General features: G+C 67.1%; 16 protein-coding genes. 11 read left to right on the top strand and 5 right to left on the bottom strand.

Annotated features, from left to right (window positions below; all coding sequences use genetic code 11):
* The first annotated feature begins 121 nt into the window (after positions 1-121).
* The 3 genes from ACSFB7_RS29655 to ACSFB7_RS29645 are packed head-to-tail and all read left to right on the top strand — an operon-like array spanning position 122 to position 2,167.
* Entirely contained in the window at positions 122-1,171 is a 1,050-nt protein-coding gene (locus ACSFB7_RS29655; RefSeq protein WP_435475907.1) for an SRPBCC domain-containing protein, read from the top strand.
* The gene (locus tag ACSFB7_RS29650; RefSeq protein ID WP_435475906.1) at positions 1,171-1,812 is read left to right on the top strand and encodes a DUF4166 domain-containing protein; all 642 of its coding nucleotides are present in this window, start codon (positions 1,171-1,173) and stop codon (positions 1,810-1,812) included. The genes ACSFB7_RS29655 and ACSFB7_RS29650 overlap by 1 nt, the downstream gene beginning before the upstream one ends.
* A gap of 7 nt (positions 1,813-1,819) precedes the next feature.
* Positions 1,820-2,167 (top strand): DOPA 4,5-dioxygenase family protein, encoded by a 348-nt coding sequence (locus ACSFB7_RS29645; RefSeq protein WP_435475905.1) that lies wholly within the window; start codon positions 1,820-1,822, stop codon positions 2,165-2,167.
* On the opposite strand, the gene ACSFB7_RS29640 is transcribed toward ACSFB7_RS29645, so the two are convergent.
* Together ACSFB7_RS29640 and ACSFB7_RS29635 are read right to left on the bottom strand one after the other, a co-directional pair.
* Positions 2,168-3,493: a Rieske 2Fe-2S domain-containing protein gene (locus tag ACSFB7_RS29640; protein WP_435475904.1), complete on the bottom strand. Its 1,326-nt coding sequence runs from the start codon at positions 3,491-3,493 to the stop codon at positions 2,168-2,170.
* A gap of 13 nt (positions 3,494-3,506) precedes the next feature.
* Positions 3,507-4,493 (bottom strand): Bug family tripartite tricarboxylate transporter substrate binding protein, encoded by a 987-nt coding sequence (locus ACSFB7_RS29635; RefSeq protein ID WP_435475903.1) that lies wholly within the window; start codon positions 4,491-4,493, stop codon positions 3,507-3,509.
* Between the two features lie 109 nt (positions 4,494-4,602).
* On the opposite strand from ACSFB7_RS29635, the gene ACSFB7_RS29630 reads away from it, so the two are divergent.
* The gene (locus tag ACSFB7_RS29630) at positions 4,603-5,424 is read left to right on the top strand and encodes a helix-turn-helix domain-containing protein (protein ID WP_435475902.1); all 822 of its coding nucleotides are present in this window, start codon (positions 4,603-4,605) and stop codon (positions 5,422-5,424) included.
* Between the two features lie 26 nt (positions 5,425-5,450).
* On the opposite strand, the gene ACSFB7_RS29625 is transcribed toward ACSFB7_RS29630, so the two are convergent.
* The gene (locus tag ACSFB7_RS29625) at positions 5,451-6,107 is read right to left on the bottom strand and encodes a glutathione S-transferase (protein ID WP_435475901.1); all 657 of its coding nucleotides are present in this window, start codon (positions 6,105-6,107) and stop codon (positions 5,451-5,453) included.
* 79 nt (positions 6,108-6,186) lie between these two features.
* Between ACSFB7_RS29625 and ACSFB7_RS29620 the strand changes: the two genes are divergently transcribed.
* The 4 genes from ACSFB7_RS29620 to ACSFB7_RS29605 all read left to right on the top strand — a co-directional run bounded on the left by ACSFB7_RS29620 (position 6,187) and on the right by ACSFB7_RS29605 (position 9,380).
* Positions 6,187-7,404, top strand: coding sequence for a polyhydroxyalkanoate depolymerase (locus tag ACSFB7_RS29620; RefSeq protein WP_435475900.1), 1,218 nt, complete (start codon positions 6,187-6,189; stop codon positions 7,402-7,404).
* Positions 7,405-7,497: 93 nt separating this feature from the next.
* Positions 7,498-7,632 carry a hypothetical protein gene (locus ACSFB7_RS29615; protein ID WP_435475899.1) on the top strand — a complete coding sequence of 45 codons (135 nt, stop codon included), beginning with the start codon at positions 7,498-7,500 and terminating at the stop codon, positions 7,630-7,632.
* Positions 7,633-7,837: 205 nt separating this feature from the next.
* A complete protein-coding gene (locus ACSFB7_RS29610; protein ID WP_435475898.1) occupies positions 7,838-8,746 on the top strand; it encodes a universal stress protein in 909 nt (302 codons plus the stop codon).
* A gap of 7 nt (positions 8,747-8,753) precedes the next feature.
* On the top strand, positions 8,754-9,380 hold the full coding sequence (locus ACSFB7_RS29605) for an N-acetyltransferase (protein WP_435475897.1): 627 nt from the start codon (positions 8,754-8,756) through the stop codon (positions 9,378-9,380).
* A gap of 15 nt (positions 9,381-9,395) precedes the next feature.
* Here the strand turns inward: ACSFB7_RS29605 and ACSFB7_RS29600 are convergent, their stop codons facing one another.
* Entirely contained in the window at positions 9,396-10,352 is a 957-nt protein-coding gene (locus ACSFB7_RS29600; protein WP_435475896.1) for a LysR family transcriptional regulator, read from the bottom strand.
* A 101-nt stretch (positions 10,353-10,453) separates the two neighbouring features.
* On the opposite strand from ACSFB7_RS29600, the gene ACSFB7_RS29595 reads away from it, so the two are divergent.
* The 3 genes from ACSFB7_RS29595 (at position 10,454) to ACSFB7_RS29585 (ending at position 13,639) form a co-directional block, all read left to right on the top strand.
* On the top strand, positions 10,454-11,551 hold the full coding sequence (locus ACSFB7_RS29595; RefSeq protein ID WP_435475895.1) for an adenosine deaminase family protein: 1,098 nt from the start codon (positions 10,454-10,456) through the stop codon (positions 11,549-11,551).
* An 11-nt stretch (positions 11,552-11,562) separates the two neighbouring features.
* Complete coding sequence (locus ACSFB7_RS29590; RefSeq protein WP_435475894.1) at positions 11,563-12,540, top strand: Bug family tripartite tricarboxylate transporter substrate binding protein; 978 nt, start codon at positions 11,563-11,565, stop codon at positions 12,538-12,540.
* Between the two features lie 115 nt (positions 12,541-12,655).
* Positions 12,656-13,639, top strand: coding sequence for a nucleoside hydrolase (locus tag ACSFB7_RS29585; RefSeq protein WP_435475968.1), 984 nt, complete (start codon positions 12,656-12,658; stop codon positions 13,637-13,639).
* A gap of 25 nt (positions 13,640-13,664) precedes the next feature.
* On the opposite strand, the gene ACSFB7_RS29580 is transcribed toward ACSFB7_RS29585, so the two are convergent.
* Positions 13,665-14,120 carry a CBS domain-containing protein gene (locus ACSFB7_RS29580; RefSeq protein WP_435475893.1) on the bottom strand — a complete coding sequence of 152 codons (456 nt, stop codon included), beginning with the start codon at positions 14,118-14,120 and terminating at the stop codon, positions 13,665-13,667.
* Positions 14,121-14,168: the final 48 nt, after the last annotated feature.

The raw sequence follows: 14,168 nt of genomic DNA, 5'->3' as shown, positions 1-14,168 counted from the left end.
AAGGAGGAGCGAAGCGGGGGACATTCGCGAAAAAGAGCACCGTGTCGGCGGGAGCGTCGCCCTGAACAACAACCGTCAAACACAACGCAACAAAACAGACGACAAAGGAGCACAAAAGCCCATGAGCACAGAACACGAAGACACCCGCCTGTCCGAACTCGCGCCCGCCACACCCGATGACAGTGAGCCGACCGACGAACCCCGCCGCCGCATGCCCTTCGCCTGGTTCTGGCCCCTGCTGGCCGGCGCAGCGGTGGCATTGCTGTTGCGCATCGCCTTCAGCGGCGGACCGGGCCATCGCTTCTCGCCCATGCTCGGCGCCTTCGTCTATTTCGTGCCCTCGCTTTGCGGCGCGGTCACGGTCTACATGGCCGAGCGCATCGAACGGCGCAGTTGGGGCTACTACCTCTGGGCGCCCTGGGTCTCCACGGCGCTGTTCGTCACCGGCACCCTCGCGATCTTCATCGAAGGCCTGATCTGCGCGATCGTCATCATCCCGCTGTTCGCCATCATGGGCAGCGTCGGCGGCCTTGCAATGGGCATCGTGTGCCGCATCACCAACTGGCCCAAGCCCGCGCTGTACAGCTTCGCGATGCTGCCGCTGATACTCGGCGCCATCGAGCCGCAACTGCCCGACCCCGACCAGTTTTCCTACACCTCGCGCACGCTCTTCATCGCCGCGCCCGCCGAGCGCGTGTGGCACGAGTTGAACGATGCACGCGACATCCGCCCGAGCGAAGTCGGCGATGCCTGGGCCTACCGCATCGGCGTGCCGATGCCGGTGTCCGGCGTGACCGTCGATACGCCCGAAGGCCGCGTGCGTCAGGTGCAGTGGCAAAAGAACGTGCACTTCGACGAACTCATCACCGACTGGCAGCCCGGCCGCGTGCTGAAGTGGCGCTACCGCTTCACGCCTGATTCCTTCCCCGCCGGCGCGCTCGACGATCACGTGATGATCGGCGGCCAGTACTTCGACCTGCGCGACTCCACCTACACGCTGACACCACGCAACGGCGGCACCGAGCTGCGCATCGACGTCTCATGGCGGGTGAGCACGCGCTTCAACTGGTATGCCGACCCGGTCCTGCAGTTCCTGCTGGGTGACGGCGCGGAACACATCCTGCGCTTCTACAAGGCGCGCAGCGAAAGCACCATGGCAGCCGCAGGATGATGACGAAGAACAACAACAACACGCAACCCGTCTTCCAGCAGGCGCTGGGCCCGGGATGGGACCAGCTCGGCGACGTGATCCGGCGCCACTACACGATGGCGCCCTTCTCCGACGACCATGTGTGCGTTCGCGGCACGATGAGCGAAGTCCATCACGCACCCTGGGCCGCGCTGCTGATGCCGTTCGGCCGCATCTTCGGCGCGCTGGTGCCGCACACCGGCACCGACGTGCCGATCGAAGTGCACTACCGCTGCCACCCCGACAACCCCCACCTGTACTGGGACCGCGTCTTCCACTTCAAGGGCCGCCCGGACTTCCACTTCCGCTCGCACATGGAGCACACGCCCGCGCAGGGCAGCGAGGTGATCGAGTACGTGCGCTTCGGCATCGGCATGCGGCTGGCGGTGAGCGCCGAAGAAGGCGCGCTGGTGTTCCGCGACCTGGGCTACATCTGGCGCATCGCCGGCCTGCGCATTCCGCTGCCGTTGGGCCTGCTACTGGGCACGGCCTACGTCGAGGAACGGCCCGATCCGTCCGACCCCGACCACTTCACGATGAAGATGCTGCTGCGCCATCGCTGGTTCGGCGATGTCTTCCGCTACAGCGGGCGATTCCGATTGGCGCGCTTGGGGCCACAATGAGCGCACCATGCCGCGCCGCCCTGAAAACCTCTACGCCCAATACCACGCCCACGTCTACTTCGCCCCCGCCACGCTGGCGCAGGCCCGCGCGCTCTGCGAGCGGGCGGGCCATGAACTGATGGTGGTCGTGGGCCGCGTGCACGAACGGCTCGTGGGGCCGCATCCGCACTGGAGCTGCCAACTGGCCTTCGATGCCGCCGAGTTCGACCAGGTCATCGGCTGGCTTGAAGCCAACCGCGACGGCCTCGACGTCTTCGTGCACGGCGTGACGGGCGACGACTTTGCCGACCACACCACCCATGCGATGTGGCTGGGCAATGAAAGCGTGCTCGACCTGCGGATGTTCCGGCACTAACTAGCCCGTCTGCTGCTCTTCCCCGGCCGGCGCGCCGTGCACCTTGAAGAATCGCGCGCCCTCGACCTTCTGGCCGATCGCCTCTTCGTAGGCTGCGCGCACATCGTCGGGCTGCCCGGCCTGGCCGAAGAAGTCCTTCAGGTAGGGACCGAGCAGCGGATGCGCAGCCAGTTCCGCGCGCGGCAGGCCGTGGAGCATCTCGTCGCGGCAGGCCGATGGCAGATGCACGTCGCGGTTCTTTTCCGGATCGCGAATCAGCCCCTTGGGCTCGTGCGCCGGGTCGGCCTGCAGCGCCTCGAGTTCCTCGAAGAAACGACGGCGCATCATCACCACGCCCTTGTCGCTCTGGCCCAGCTTCTCGCGCGTGCGGTCGGTCACCGTGCCCTGCCCGACCCAGACCACGAAGTCCTGGTTGGCCACGTGGCTGGTGATCCAGCGGCCGGTGACCGGGTCCTTGATGGGGCCGTACCACGAGGGAATGCGCGGCTGCACATACGGCTCCTGCTCGGTCGGTACGCGGCTGAGCACCCACAGCACGCTCAGCGTGTGGTGGTCGTCGATGGGCACGCGCCATTCGAAGTGATGGCCGAGGAAGAAGCCGTTGGGCCACAGCGTGACGCGGCCGGTGGTCCACATCACGTTGTCTTCGCGCTCGCCGCCGCGCAGCCGCTTGTAGACGAAGCCGTGCTCGAACTCTTCGAAGGCGAGCTTGAGGTGCGTGGGCACGTAGGGGCCTTCTTCGCCCTGGAGGCGCGTGGTCCAGTTGTTGTGCGTCCACTCGAAGTGCACCGGGTCGATGGAGTTTTCCTGGCACTGGAACCAGTTGCACGGGATCTGCGCGAACACGGCCTGCGCAAAGCCATTCCTGACATTGAACAGCTCCCAGTCGGGCAGCAGCGGCGCGGGTTGCGGGCCCATGTAGGCCCACAGCAGCCCGGCCTTCTCCTGCACCGGGTAGGCCTTGATCTTCGTGTTCTTGCGCATGCGCGCATCGGGGTCCAGCGTTTCCTCGAAGGGCTGGTGAATGCATTGCCCGCTCTGGTCGTACTGCCAGCCGTGGTAGCTGCAGCGCAGGCCGCACTGCTCGACATAGCCGTAGGACATGTCGGCATTGCGGTGCGGGCAGCGCCGATCGACCAGGCCGTAGTTGCCGCTCAGGTCCTTGTAGAGCACGAGGTCTTCGCCCAGGATTCGCAACGGCTTGACCGCCTTGTCGTCGAACTCGCTCGCGCCCGCGATCGGGTGCCAGTAGCGGCGCAGGTAGTCGCCCATCGGCTTGCCGGGGCCCACTTCGGTCAGCAGGCGGTTCTTTTCTTCGCTCAGCATGCGTGGTCTCCCTTCAATCGGCACGGATGCCGAACTCGCGCACCAGCTTGCCGAAGCGCTGGTCGTCGTCCACGATCTGCTGCGCCAACACCGACGGCGCACCGCCGACGGGCTCGATGCCGAGCGCGGCCATCTTGGCCTGCACGTCGGGCATCCGCAGGATGTCGTTGAAGTGCCGGTTCAGCAGCTGCACGACCTCGGGCTGCATGCCCTTGGGGCCGAGCAGCCCCATCCATGCGCTCACGTCCACGTCCTTGTAGCCCAGCTCGATGAGCGTGGGCACGGTGGGCATCAGCTTCGTTCGCTGCCGTTCCGCGACGGCGAGCGGCACGAGCTTGCCGGTGGCGATCTGGCCCGCCACGGCGCCCGGCGTGATCCATCCCACGCTGACGTGCCCGCCCAGCGCGTCGTTGACGACCGGTGCCACGCCGCGGTACGGCGCGTGCGTGATCGCGACGCCGCCATCTTTGTTCAGCAGCTCACCCGCGATGTGCATCGGCGAGCCCGCGCCTGGCGTGCCGTAGGTCAGCACCTTGCCGGCCTTTGCGTCGGCGATCAGTTGCGCCACGCTCTTGATGCCGGTCGACGGCGCGGTGACGAGCAGCAGCGGGATGTTGCCGGTCTTCACGATGGGCGTGAAGTCTTTCACCACGTCGTGCGCCACGCCGCTGCCCACGCGCAGCACGTGCTGCGCAATGGGGAAGGTGCTGGGCGTGAACAGCAGCGTGTAGCCGTCCGCCGGTGCCTTGGCGACCCAGACGTTGCCGATCATGCCGCTCGCACCGGGCCGGTTGTCGATCAGCACGGGCTGGCCGACACGCTGCGAGAGCTTCTCGGCATAGGTGCGCGCAATGGCATCGGTGTCGCCGCCCGCCGGATAGGCCACGACGATGGTGATGGGCTTGGCCGGCCAGGGCTGGGCGATGGCGGTGCCGGCAAGCAGCAACGAAAGACCGGCTCCAGCAGCGGCACAAACCGCGTTTCGACGGGTTAACTTCATGTTGTCTCCTTCTGTGGGAACGACTGTGGTGGGTCGACGCACTGTAGGAACGCGGCTTTGAAGGCAGAAGATATAGTTTCACCAGGTGAACCATTTTTCTGGAGACGGCATGTCAGACATCACCGGTGCACAGAGCGTCAAGTCCATCGATGCGCTGCGTCGCGGGCTCGACGTGATGCTGGCGATCCAGCGTTCGTCGGCCGTCACGCTCTCCGAGCTGCACCGGCAGACCGGGCTGTCGAAAGCCACGCTGCTGCGCATCCTCAAGACACTGCAGCAGGCCGGATGGACCGAGCGCAGCGAAATCGACAAGCGCTATGTGCCCACTTCGGCAACGGGAGAATCGGGGCCAGCCGTGGCATGGCGCACGCGCCTTTCAGCGCTCGCCGCGCAGTCGCGCGCCACGCTGCAGCGCGTGGTGCCGTGGCCCATCGACCTGGGCGTGCGGGACGGCACGGCCATGCTGATCCTCGATACCGACCGGCCTCGCAACGGCCTGGCGGTCAACTACCGGGTGCTGGGCTTTCGCCCGCCGATGCTGCTGTCGTCGCTGGGGCGTTGCTACCTGGCGTTCTGCCCCGAAGACGAGCGGCGAAAGATACTGTCGGCGCTGGCGCGTTCGCCGAACGACTTCGACCGCAACGCACGGCGGCCGGAGAACGTCCGCCGCATGGTGGCGCATGCGCGCGACCTCGGGTACGTCGCGCGCGATCCGACCTCGACGCGCATGGACTCACCCGACCGCTTCGGCGCGGTCTCGGTGCCGGTGCGTCTTGGCGACCTCGTCGTGGGTTGTCTCAGTTGCGCATGGCTACCAGCCGTGAAGAGCGAACGCGAGATCGTGGCGGCGCATCTGGCCGACATGCAGCGGGCGGCGCAGGGCATCGAGCGCAAGCTCCAGCAGGCCGGCTTCGGGCCACCGCCTGCCTGAGGCTTTAGGACTCTTGAGAAGGCCTTCTAGAACTCCGCGTCGAGTTCGTCGATCTCTTCGGGTTCCCGCTTCGCAGCCTCCACCCACTCCTGCATGGCCGGCAGTTCCATCACGCGCTTGCAATACGCGGCGCACACGCTGTCGAGCGCCACGTCGTAGCTCAGGAAACGCGTGACCACCGGCGCGTACATCGCGTCGGCCATGCCCGGCTGCTTGCCGAACAGGAAAGGCCCTCCATAGGCCTTGAGGCATTCGCGCCAGATCGCGACGATGCGGTCGATGTCGGCCTGCGCCCGCGACCACACCTTGAAGCTCTTGAAATGCGCCTTGATGTTCATCGGCAGCGCACCGCGCATCGAACCAAAGCCCGAGTGCATCTCGCCGCAGATCGCGCGGCAATGAGCGCGGGCCGCAATGTCGGCCGGCAGCAAGCCGGCCTTGGGCTTGATCTCGTTGAGGTACTCGCCGATGGCCAGCGTGTCCCACACCTTCACGCTGCCGTGCTGCAGCGAGGGCACCAGCATCGACGACGACAGCAGCAGCATCTCGGCCTTCATGGCCGGATCGTCGGGCGGGATGATCTTCTCGCTGAAGTCCAGGCCGGCCAGCCTGCACATCAGCCAGCCGCGCAGCGCCCACGCGCCGTAGTTCTTGCTGCTGATGGTGAGAACGGGTTTGGCCATCGGACGCTCCTTGACGATGCAAGGCTGCGTGCAAGCGCCATGCCACCCGGCTGGCCCGCAACTTGCCTGCACCCCTTGCATGCTGTACCGGGCCTATCAGAACCAAGCCGACCTTCTCTCGCCCTCGCGGCTCACGGCGCAGTACCTGGGCAAGGCACTCTGGCAGGACGGCACCGAGCGCACCATCATGCGGCGCATGGCCGCCCAGTTCGAGGTGTTCTCGCGCATGCGGCTGACCCATTCGAGGCCGCCCTACGGCATCGACACCGTGACGGTCGACGGCGCGCAAGTGGCTGTCCACGAAGAGAAAACCCTCATCTCGCCTTTCGGAACGCTGTTGCATTTCCGCAAGGACATCAAGGCCGTGCACCCGCCTGTGCTGCTGGTTGCACCACTCTCGGGCCATTTCGCGACCTTGCTGCGCGAAACCGTGCGCACCCTGCTGCGCGACCACGACGTGTACCTGACCGACTGGCACAACGCGCGCGACGTGCCGCTGTGGCATGGCGGCTTCAGCCTCGATGACTACACGCTGCAGCTCATCCGCTTTCTCGAAGCCATCGGCCCGGGCGGGCACATGGTCGCGGTGTGCCAGCCCTGCGTGGCCGCGCTCGCCGCCACCGCCCTCATGGCGGAAGACGACAACCCCGCAACGCCGCGCAGCCTCACGCTGATGGCCGGGCCGGTCGATTGCCGCATCAACCCGACCGGCGTGAACACGCTGGCCACCAGCAAGCCCATCGAATGGTTCCGCCGCAACCTCATCAGCCATGTGCCGTGGCCGCATGCGGGCGTGATGCGGCGCGTGTACCCCGGCTTCCTGCAGCTCTCGGCCTTCATGAGCATGAACCCCGAGCGCCACAAGAAGCAGTTTCAGGACATGTTCACCCACCTCGTCGAAGGCGACATCGAGAAGGCCCGCACCATCGGCACCTTCTACGACGAGTACCTTGCGGTGAACGACCTGCCGGCCGAGTTCTACCTGGAGACCGTCGAGCGCGTGTTCCAGACCTATGACCTGCCGCGCGGCGTGCTCACCGTGGGCGACCGCACGGTGAACCCTGCAGCCATCCGCCGCACCGCGCTGCTGACGGTGGAGGGCGAGCGCGACGACATCTGCGCGGTCGGCCAGACGGTGGCGGCGCAGGACCTTTGCACGGGCATCCGGCCTTACCTCAAGACCCATCACCTGCAGGCCGGCGTGGGCCATTACGGCGTGTTCAGCGGCAGCAAGTGGAACGCGCAGATCTATCCGCGGGTGCGCGAGACCATCTACGCCGCGGCCGAGCTGCACTGAGGCCACGGCCCCTTTCATTCAACCTCGCAATCTGGCAGAGGGTGCGGGGCCTTTGATTGCAGACAGGCGCAGGCCTTCCTACACTCGGGCCCCATGCAACGCAAGGCTTTCATCCGCAGCAAGAACCGCTCTCCGGTCGACCTCGAGTCGCCGGCGTGGAGCGAATCGCGCGCGGTCGCACATGCGGCGGTGATGGCAGGGTCAGAGCTGACCCTCGCACATCCCTGAGCCCGGCGGTCAGCCTCCCCTTCTACAGCGCCATCCACCGACCGCCGGGCCACCACAGCCCCGCTCGGTAGCACCCGCCCGCCCCTCGCGACGGGTTGCGTTCGCGCACAGCACGGTCGCGCTCTCGCCCTCCGATCTTCCGGCTCGCCGCCGCAGCACCGCTGTGGCCGCGCGGCCTGCTTTCTCCTGCGGAAGGAACAGAAGCATGCATATCCAATCCATCCTCGCGATCACCGACCTGTCCGCGCGGGGCCATCGCACGGTTCTCCGCGCGGCATCGATTGCCGCGGCGCACGGCGCGCTGCTGAAAATCATGTACGCGCCCATGGCATTCGCCGGTGCGACCGAAACGGGCGCGCATGCCGCGCGCCATCTGGCCGGCCTGGCCATCGAGATGGCCGAAGGCTTCGGCATCCTCGTCAAGAAGATTGACGACCTGAGCGGCCGCCTCGAAGCCATCGCGCAGGAGGCACGCTGGTCCGACCTGCTGGTGGTCGGCGACGCGCGCGACCCTTGCACGCTCGCCGTCTTTCACGGACAGCCCGTGGAGCGATTGCTGCGCGCCGTGCGCAAGCCGGTCCTGGTCGCGCGCCTCGATGCGGCCACGCGCTACCAGCGGATTCTGGTGGCGGTCGACCTCACGGATGCATCGAGGCATCTGGTCGAGCTGGCCTGGGCCTTCGACAGCACCGCCGAGGTCGAGCTCTTTCACGCACTCAACACCCTGCACGAGGGCAAGCTGCGCTACGCGGACGTGTCCGACTACACCATCAAGTCGCTGCGCCACGCCTGCGCACGGCATGCGCGCGAGAGGATGCTGTCGCTGTCCGACTCGTCGACGGCGCGGCGCAACCGCGTCGTCTCCGCGATCGGCCAGGGCGACCCGGCACGGCAGGCGGCCGTCCAGCAGCAGTACTCGAAAGCGGAGCTTCTGGTGGTCGGCAAGCACGGGCACTCGGCCATCGCCGACTTCGTGTTCGGCAGCGTGGCACAGCGCGTGCTGAAGTGGTCCGCAAGCGATGTGCTGGTCGTGCCGCGCGGCAGCGGCATCTCATTGCCCGCCAATGCGGAACCGGCAACGCAGGGTGCGTTGCCGCCGGCCTTGAAGCAGTGAGGGCAGCATGGCATTTGCATTGCCCCTCTTCGCTTCGCGCCCCTCCCGGACCATGCAGCCGGCCGAGCTGCGCATCGACGTCGATCCCGGCAAAGGCAGGCCGAGCGAGCCGCTGACGCCCGTCCACGAACGCATGCGCGCGCTGGAAGATCGCCTGCAGCCGCTGCACCTGCCGACACAGGACGACCCCGACCTGCGCGCCCGCTACCGCGAAGCGGATGGCGAGCTCTATGTCTACATCGAAGACGTTCGCCACGAACGCCTCGTCGGCTACACCGTGTTCAACCGGCTGATCGAGCTGGGCCGCAGGGCCGACCGCCACGTCAGGGCACCGCACTCCCAGTACGACCCGGCCTATCGGCGGCGCGGGCTCGCCACGGCGGTGTATCGCTGGGCGCTCGGCAGCGGCATCTGCCTGATGAGCGGCGCGCGGCAATCACCGGGTGCCAATGCGCTTTGGCAGCGCCTTGCCCGCAACCACGAGGCAGGGTTCGTCGACCTGCGCAACAAGCGCCTGACTTACCTCGGGACCGAGATCGACGATGCCACGCTCGGCGAACTTCACACGCGGATGTTTCTGCTCGGCAACGGCTGGACGCTGGAGAGATTCAGGCAGGAGGTGCAGATGACCTGAACCGTCCGAGGCGGCCTATCGCTTCGCCCGCGTGCCCTTGGTCATGCGCCGCACGGTCACCTCGCCGGCCTGCGGCAGCCGCTCACGCAAGAAGGCGATCAGCTCCTGCGCCACCACGTTGCGCATCGGCCCCGGCAGGTAGGCCAGCACCACGCGGCGCTCGACAAGCGGCTTCAGCAGCGGCACGACCACCAGTTCGGGGTCGTCGCGCAACGACGAGGTGTACAGGCGCGGCATCAACCCGAGCGCCTGCCCGCTGCGCACCAGTGCATAGAGGGTTTCGGAATAGCTCACGCGGTAGGGCTCCGCGCCCTGTGCGAACTGGGCGCGCGCCGGATTGCCCAGCGCCGGCATGCTGCCGCTTTCGAACAACACCAGCCGCTCCTTGCCGATGGCTTCCCAGTTCGCGTCGCCTGCGGCGGCCAGTGCGTGGTCGCGCCGCACCACCAGCACCAGCGGGTCGCGAAACAGGTCGATGCAGGTCAGCCCGCCCGGCGGCTCGGTGATGGCCGCCACCGCCATGTCGAGCTGGCCGCTGCGCAGCTCGGCCAGCAGCGTGGTCGAGGGCGCATCGCGCCAGGCCAGTTCCACGTCGCGCTGGCCGCCTTTCAGGAATTCACTGGCCGCAGCCGCGACGCGGGCGCTGGCCGAGGGAATCACGCCGATGCGCACGAAGGCCCGCCCGCGCTGCACCGTGCTCTCGATGTCGCGCAGCGCCACCTCGAAGGTGTTGACGAGAAAGTCGGTGCGCGCCAGCACTTCGGCGCCCACGGGCGTGAGTTCGAGCCGGTGGGTGGAGCGGGTCAGCAGCTCGGCGCCGAGCAGCTTTTCCATCTGCTTGATGGCATTGCTCAGGGCGGGTTGGGTGATCGCCAGTCGCCGCGCGGCGCGCCCGAACTGGCCTTCCTCGACCAGCACCGAGAAGAACTGCAACTGGCGCAGCGTGAGCGCACGCAGGGGCAAGGTGGCCATGGGCGTCGTTCCGGTTGTCGAGTCCGGTTATTGATTCAGTGAATCAAATTATAGAAATTCAAAATTTTCCTTATGGCGCATCCCTCCCTAGACTGGTCAGCATGACCAGCAGCACCGCCCCCACCTCTGCACCTCTCACGCTGGAATCCATGCTCCGTGCGATTCCCAAGGCCGAGCTGCATTGCCATCTGTTCGGCACCGTGCGCCACGAGACCTTCAAGCAGCTCAACCTGCGCGCCGGCGCGCCGCTGGCCGCCGATGAGATCGAAAGCTTCTACACGCGCGGAGAAAAGCCGGTGGGCGTGCTGCGCGTGCTGCGTGCGCTCGACGCGCAACTGGTGCGCGGCGCCGGCGATCTCTACCAGCTCACGCTCGAATACCTGCAGGACGCGGCCTCGCACAACGTGCGCTACGCCGAGTTCTTCTGGAACCCGACCGGCACGGTGCACGGCTCCGGCATTCCCTACGCCATGGCCCAAAGCGCCATCGTCCGCGCGATCCACGATGCGCAGCAGGAGTTCGGCATCACGGGCCGGCTCATCGCCGCCATCGACCGCGAAGCCAGCGCCGAGGCGGCCGTGGAAATGGTCGAGTGGGTCAAGGCCCACCGCTGCGACGAAGTGATCGGCATCGGCATCGACTACCGCGAGAACGACCGGCCGCCCGAGCTTTTCGCGCAGGCCTATGCCGATGCGAAGAAAGCCGGCCTCAAGACCACTGCGCATGCCGGCGAGTTCGGCATGCCCTGGACCAACGTGCGCACCGCGCTCGACGTGCTGCAGGTGGACCGCATCGACCACGGCTACACGGTGGTCGACCAGCCCGACTTCGCGCGCCAGTGCGCCGAGCGCGGCGTGATCTTCACGGTGGTGCCCACCAACTCCTATTACCTGCGCACGCTGCCGCCCGAGCGCTGGGCGCTCGACCATCCGATCCGCAAGATGCCCGGCCTGGGCCTGCGCATCCACCCCAACACCGACGATCCGACACTGCACAAGGTCACGCCCACGCAGGCCTGGCTGATGATGGTGCGCGACTTCGGCTTCAACCTCGACGACCTGCGCGGCTTCATGCACAACGGCCTCGATGGCGCGTGGATCGACGACACGCAGCGCCGCACGTGGCGCACGCAGTGGAGCGAGGCGTTCGACACGCTGCGCGCCCGCCTCGACACAGAACCCACTTCCTCTCCTCTTTGATTGCCCACGCCATGAATACGCCCCGCCGCCTGCTCCTCGCCGCCGCGCTCTGCGCAGCACTGCCCACCGCTGCGCTCGCGCAGGCATGGCCCGCCGCCAAGCCCATCACGCTGATCGTTCCCTACACCGCCGGCGGCAGCGTGGACGTGAACGCCCGGCTCGTCGCCCAGCGGCTCGGCGAGCGGCTCAAGCAATCGGTGGTGATCGAGAACGTGAGCGGCGCGGGCGGTGCCATCGGCGTGGCCAAGGCCGTGAACGCCACGCCCGACGGCTACACGCTGGTGGTGGGCCCCGACAGCGCCATTGCCATCGGCAAGCTGGTCAACCCGACCGCCTTTCGCTTCGATCCGCTGAAAGACCTGGCACCGGTCGGCCTGCTCAACACCGCGCCGATGGTGCTGGTCGCGCGGCCCGGCCTCGAAGCCCAGACCTTCACCGACTTCGTGAAGCTCGCGAAAGCCAAGCCCGGCCGATACAACTACGCGACCTCCGGCGTGGGCACCGTGCTGCAGCTCGCCATGGAGTTGCTGAAGGAACGCAGCGGCATCTTCGTGACGCATGTGCCCTACCGCGGCGGCGCGCAGATCGCCACCGACGTGATCGGCGACCAGGTCGACCTGGCGATGCTGGTCAGCACCAGCGCCATTCCGCATGTGAACGGCAAGCGGCTGAAGGCGCTGGGCATCACCAGCAGCAAGCGACTGGCCGCGCTGCCCAACGTGCCCACCTTCGACGAAATGCCCGGCCTCAAGGGCTTCGACATGGTGAGCTGGACCGGCATCTTCGCGCCCGCGAAGACGCCGCCGGCCGTGGTCGCGCAGATCAACCACGAACTCAACGCGGTGCTGCAGGAAGAAGGCGTGCGCAGCAAGCTGATGGAACAAGGCGCGCTGCCGGGCAGCGGCACGGCAGAGTCGTTCGGAAAATTCGTGCAGGCCGAGTACGCGCGCAACCAGAAGATCGTGCAGACCGCCAACATCAAGGAGTGAGTGCGCCATGAAGACCCTGTTGCTGTCCCGCCGCGCGCTCGTCGCCTCCGCCGCCGCCAGCCTGGCGGGCATGGCCTTCGCGCAGGCCAGCTCCCCGGCCGCGCTGGCACAGGCCATGGCCGGCACGCCGGCCACGCAACTGCCACGCGCCGAACCGGGCAAGCGCAGGGTCATCATCGACACCGACCCCGGCCAGGACGACGCCATCGCGCTGCTGATGGCCATGGCCGCAACCGACAGGCTCGACATCAAGGCGCTGACGGTAAGCGTGGGCAACCTGCCGCTCAGCGTGACCGAGAAAAACACGCGCATCGTGCGCGACTGGGCCAATCGGCCCGACATTCCGGTGTACGCGGGCTACCCGCGCCCGCTGGTGCGCGAGCCGATCTTTGCCGATGACGTGCATGGCAAGACCGGCATGGAAGGCCCCACGCTGCACGCGCCGCGCGGCCCGCTCATGCCGACGCATGCGGTGCAGTACCTGATCGAAACGCTGCGCGCCGCCGCGCCGAAGAGCATCACGCTGGTCGGCCTGGCGCCGCTCACCAACTTCGCAGCCGCGCTCAATGCGGCGCCCGACATCAAGCCCGCCATTGCCGAGATCGTGGTGATGGACGGCTCATGGGGCGTGGGCGGCAACATCACGCCGGCGGCCACCTTCAACATCTACGCTGACCCCGAGGCGGCATCGATCGTGTTCCGCAGCGGCGTGCCGGTGACGGCCCTGTCGCACGACGCGGCGCGTCGCGTGCTGCTGACGCCCGAGCGCATCGGGCCCTTCCGCGCCATGGGCAACAACGCCGGCAAGGTGGTGGCGGACATCTTCGATTCGATGATGGCCTACGGCCTGCGCCGCCGGGGCGTGGCGGTCGGGCCGATCTACGACCCCTGCGTCATCGCCTACCTGCTGCAGCCCGAACTGTTCAAGGGCGCGAAGGTGAGCGTGGATGTGGAAACGAAGGGCGAGTTCACGACCGGCGCGACGGTGGTCGACTTTCGCGGCTACAACCGCCGCACGCCCAACACGCTGTGGATCAGCGAGGCCGATGCCGAGGGCTTCTACGCGCTGCTGCGCACGCAGATCGCGCGGCTGCCCTGAATGAACAACGACGGCGGGGCCGGGATCAGCCGGTCTTGCTCTCGTCTTCCGCTGGCCAGTCGCGGATGTAGGCCTTGAGCATCTTGTTCTCGAAGTTCTGGCTGTCCACCACGGCCTTGGCCACGTCGTAGAAGCTGATCACGCCCATCAGCATGCGCTTGTCCATCACGGGCATGTAGCGCGCATGGCGCTCCAGCATGATGCGGCGGATTTCGTCGAGGTCGGTCTCGAGCGTGCAGGTGACGGGGGCGTCGTCCATGGCCTTGCGCACGAGCGTGGTGCCGACCTGCCCGCCGTTGTTGACGATGGCCACGATCACCTCGCGGAAGGTGAGCATGCCGACCAGATCGCCGTGTTCCATGACGACGAGCGAGCCGATGTCTTTCTCCGCCATGGTGGTGGCGGCTTGTGCCAGCTGGTCGTCGGGTGTGATGGTGAAGAGCGTGTTGCCCTTGACGCGAAGGATGTCGCTGACTTTCATCGTGTGCTCCTCTCGGGACTCTATCTCGGCGGCGTGCCGTTTTTGAAT

Source organism: Variovorax raffinosi (genome assembly GCF_051216615.1).
Taxonomy (GTDB): domain Bacteria; phylum Pseudomonadota; class Gammaproteobacteria; order Burkholderiales; family Burkholderiaceae_C; genus Variovorax.
This window is presented reverse-complemented; position numbering and strand designations above follow the sequence as displayed.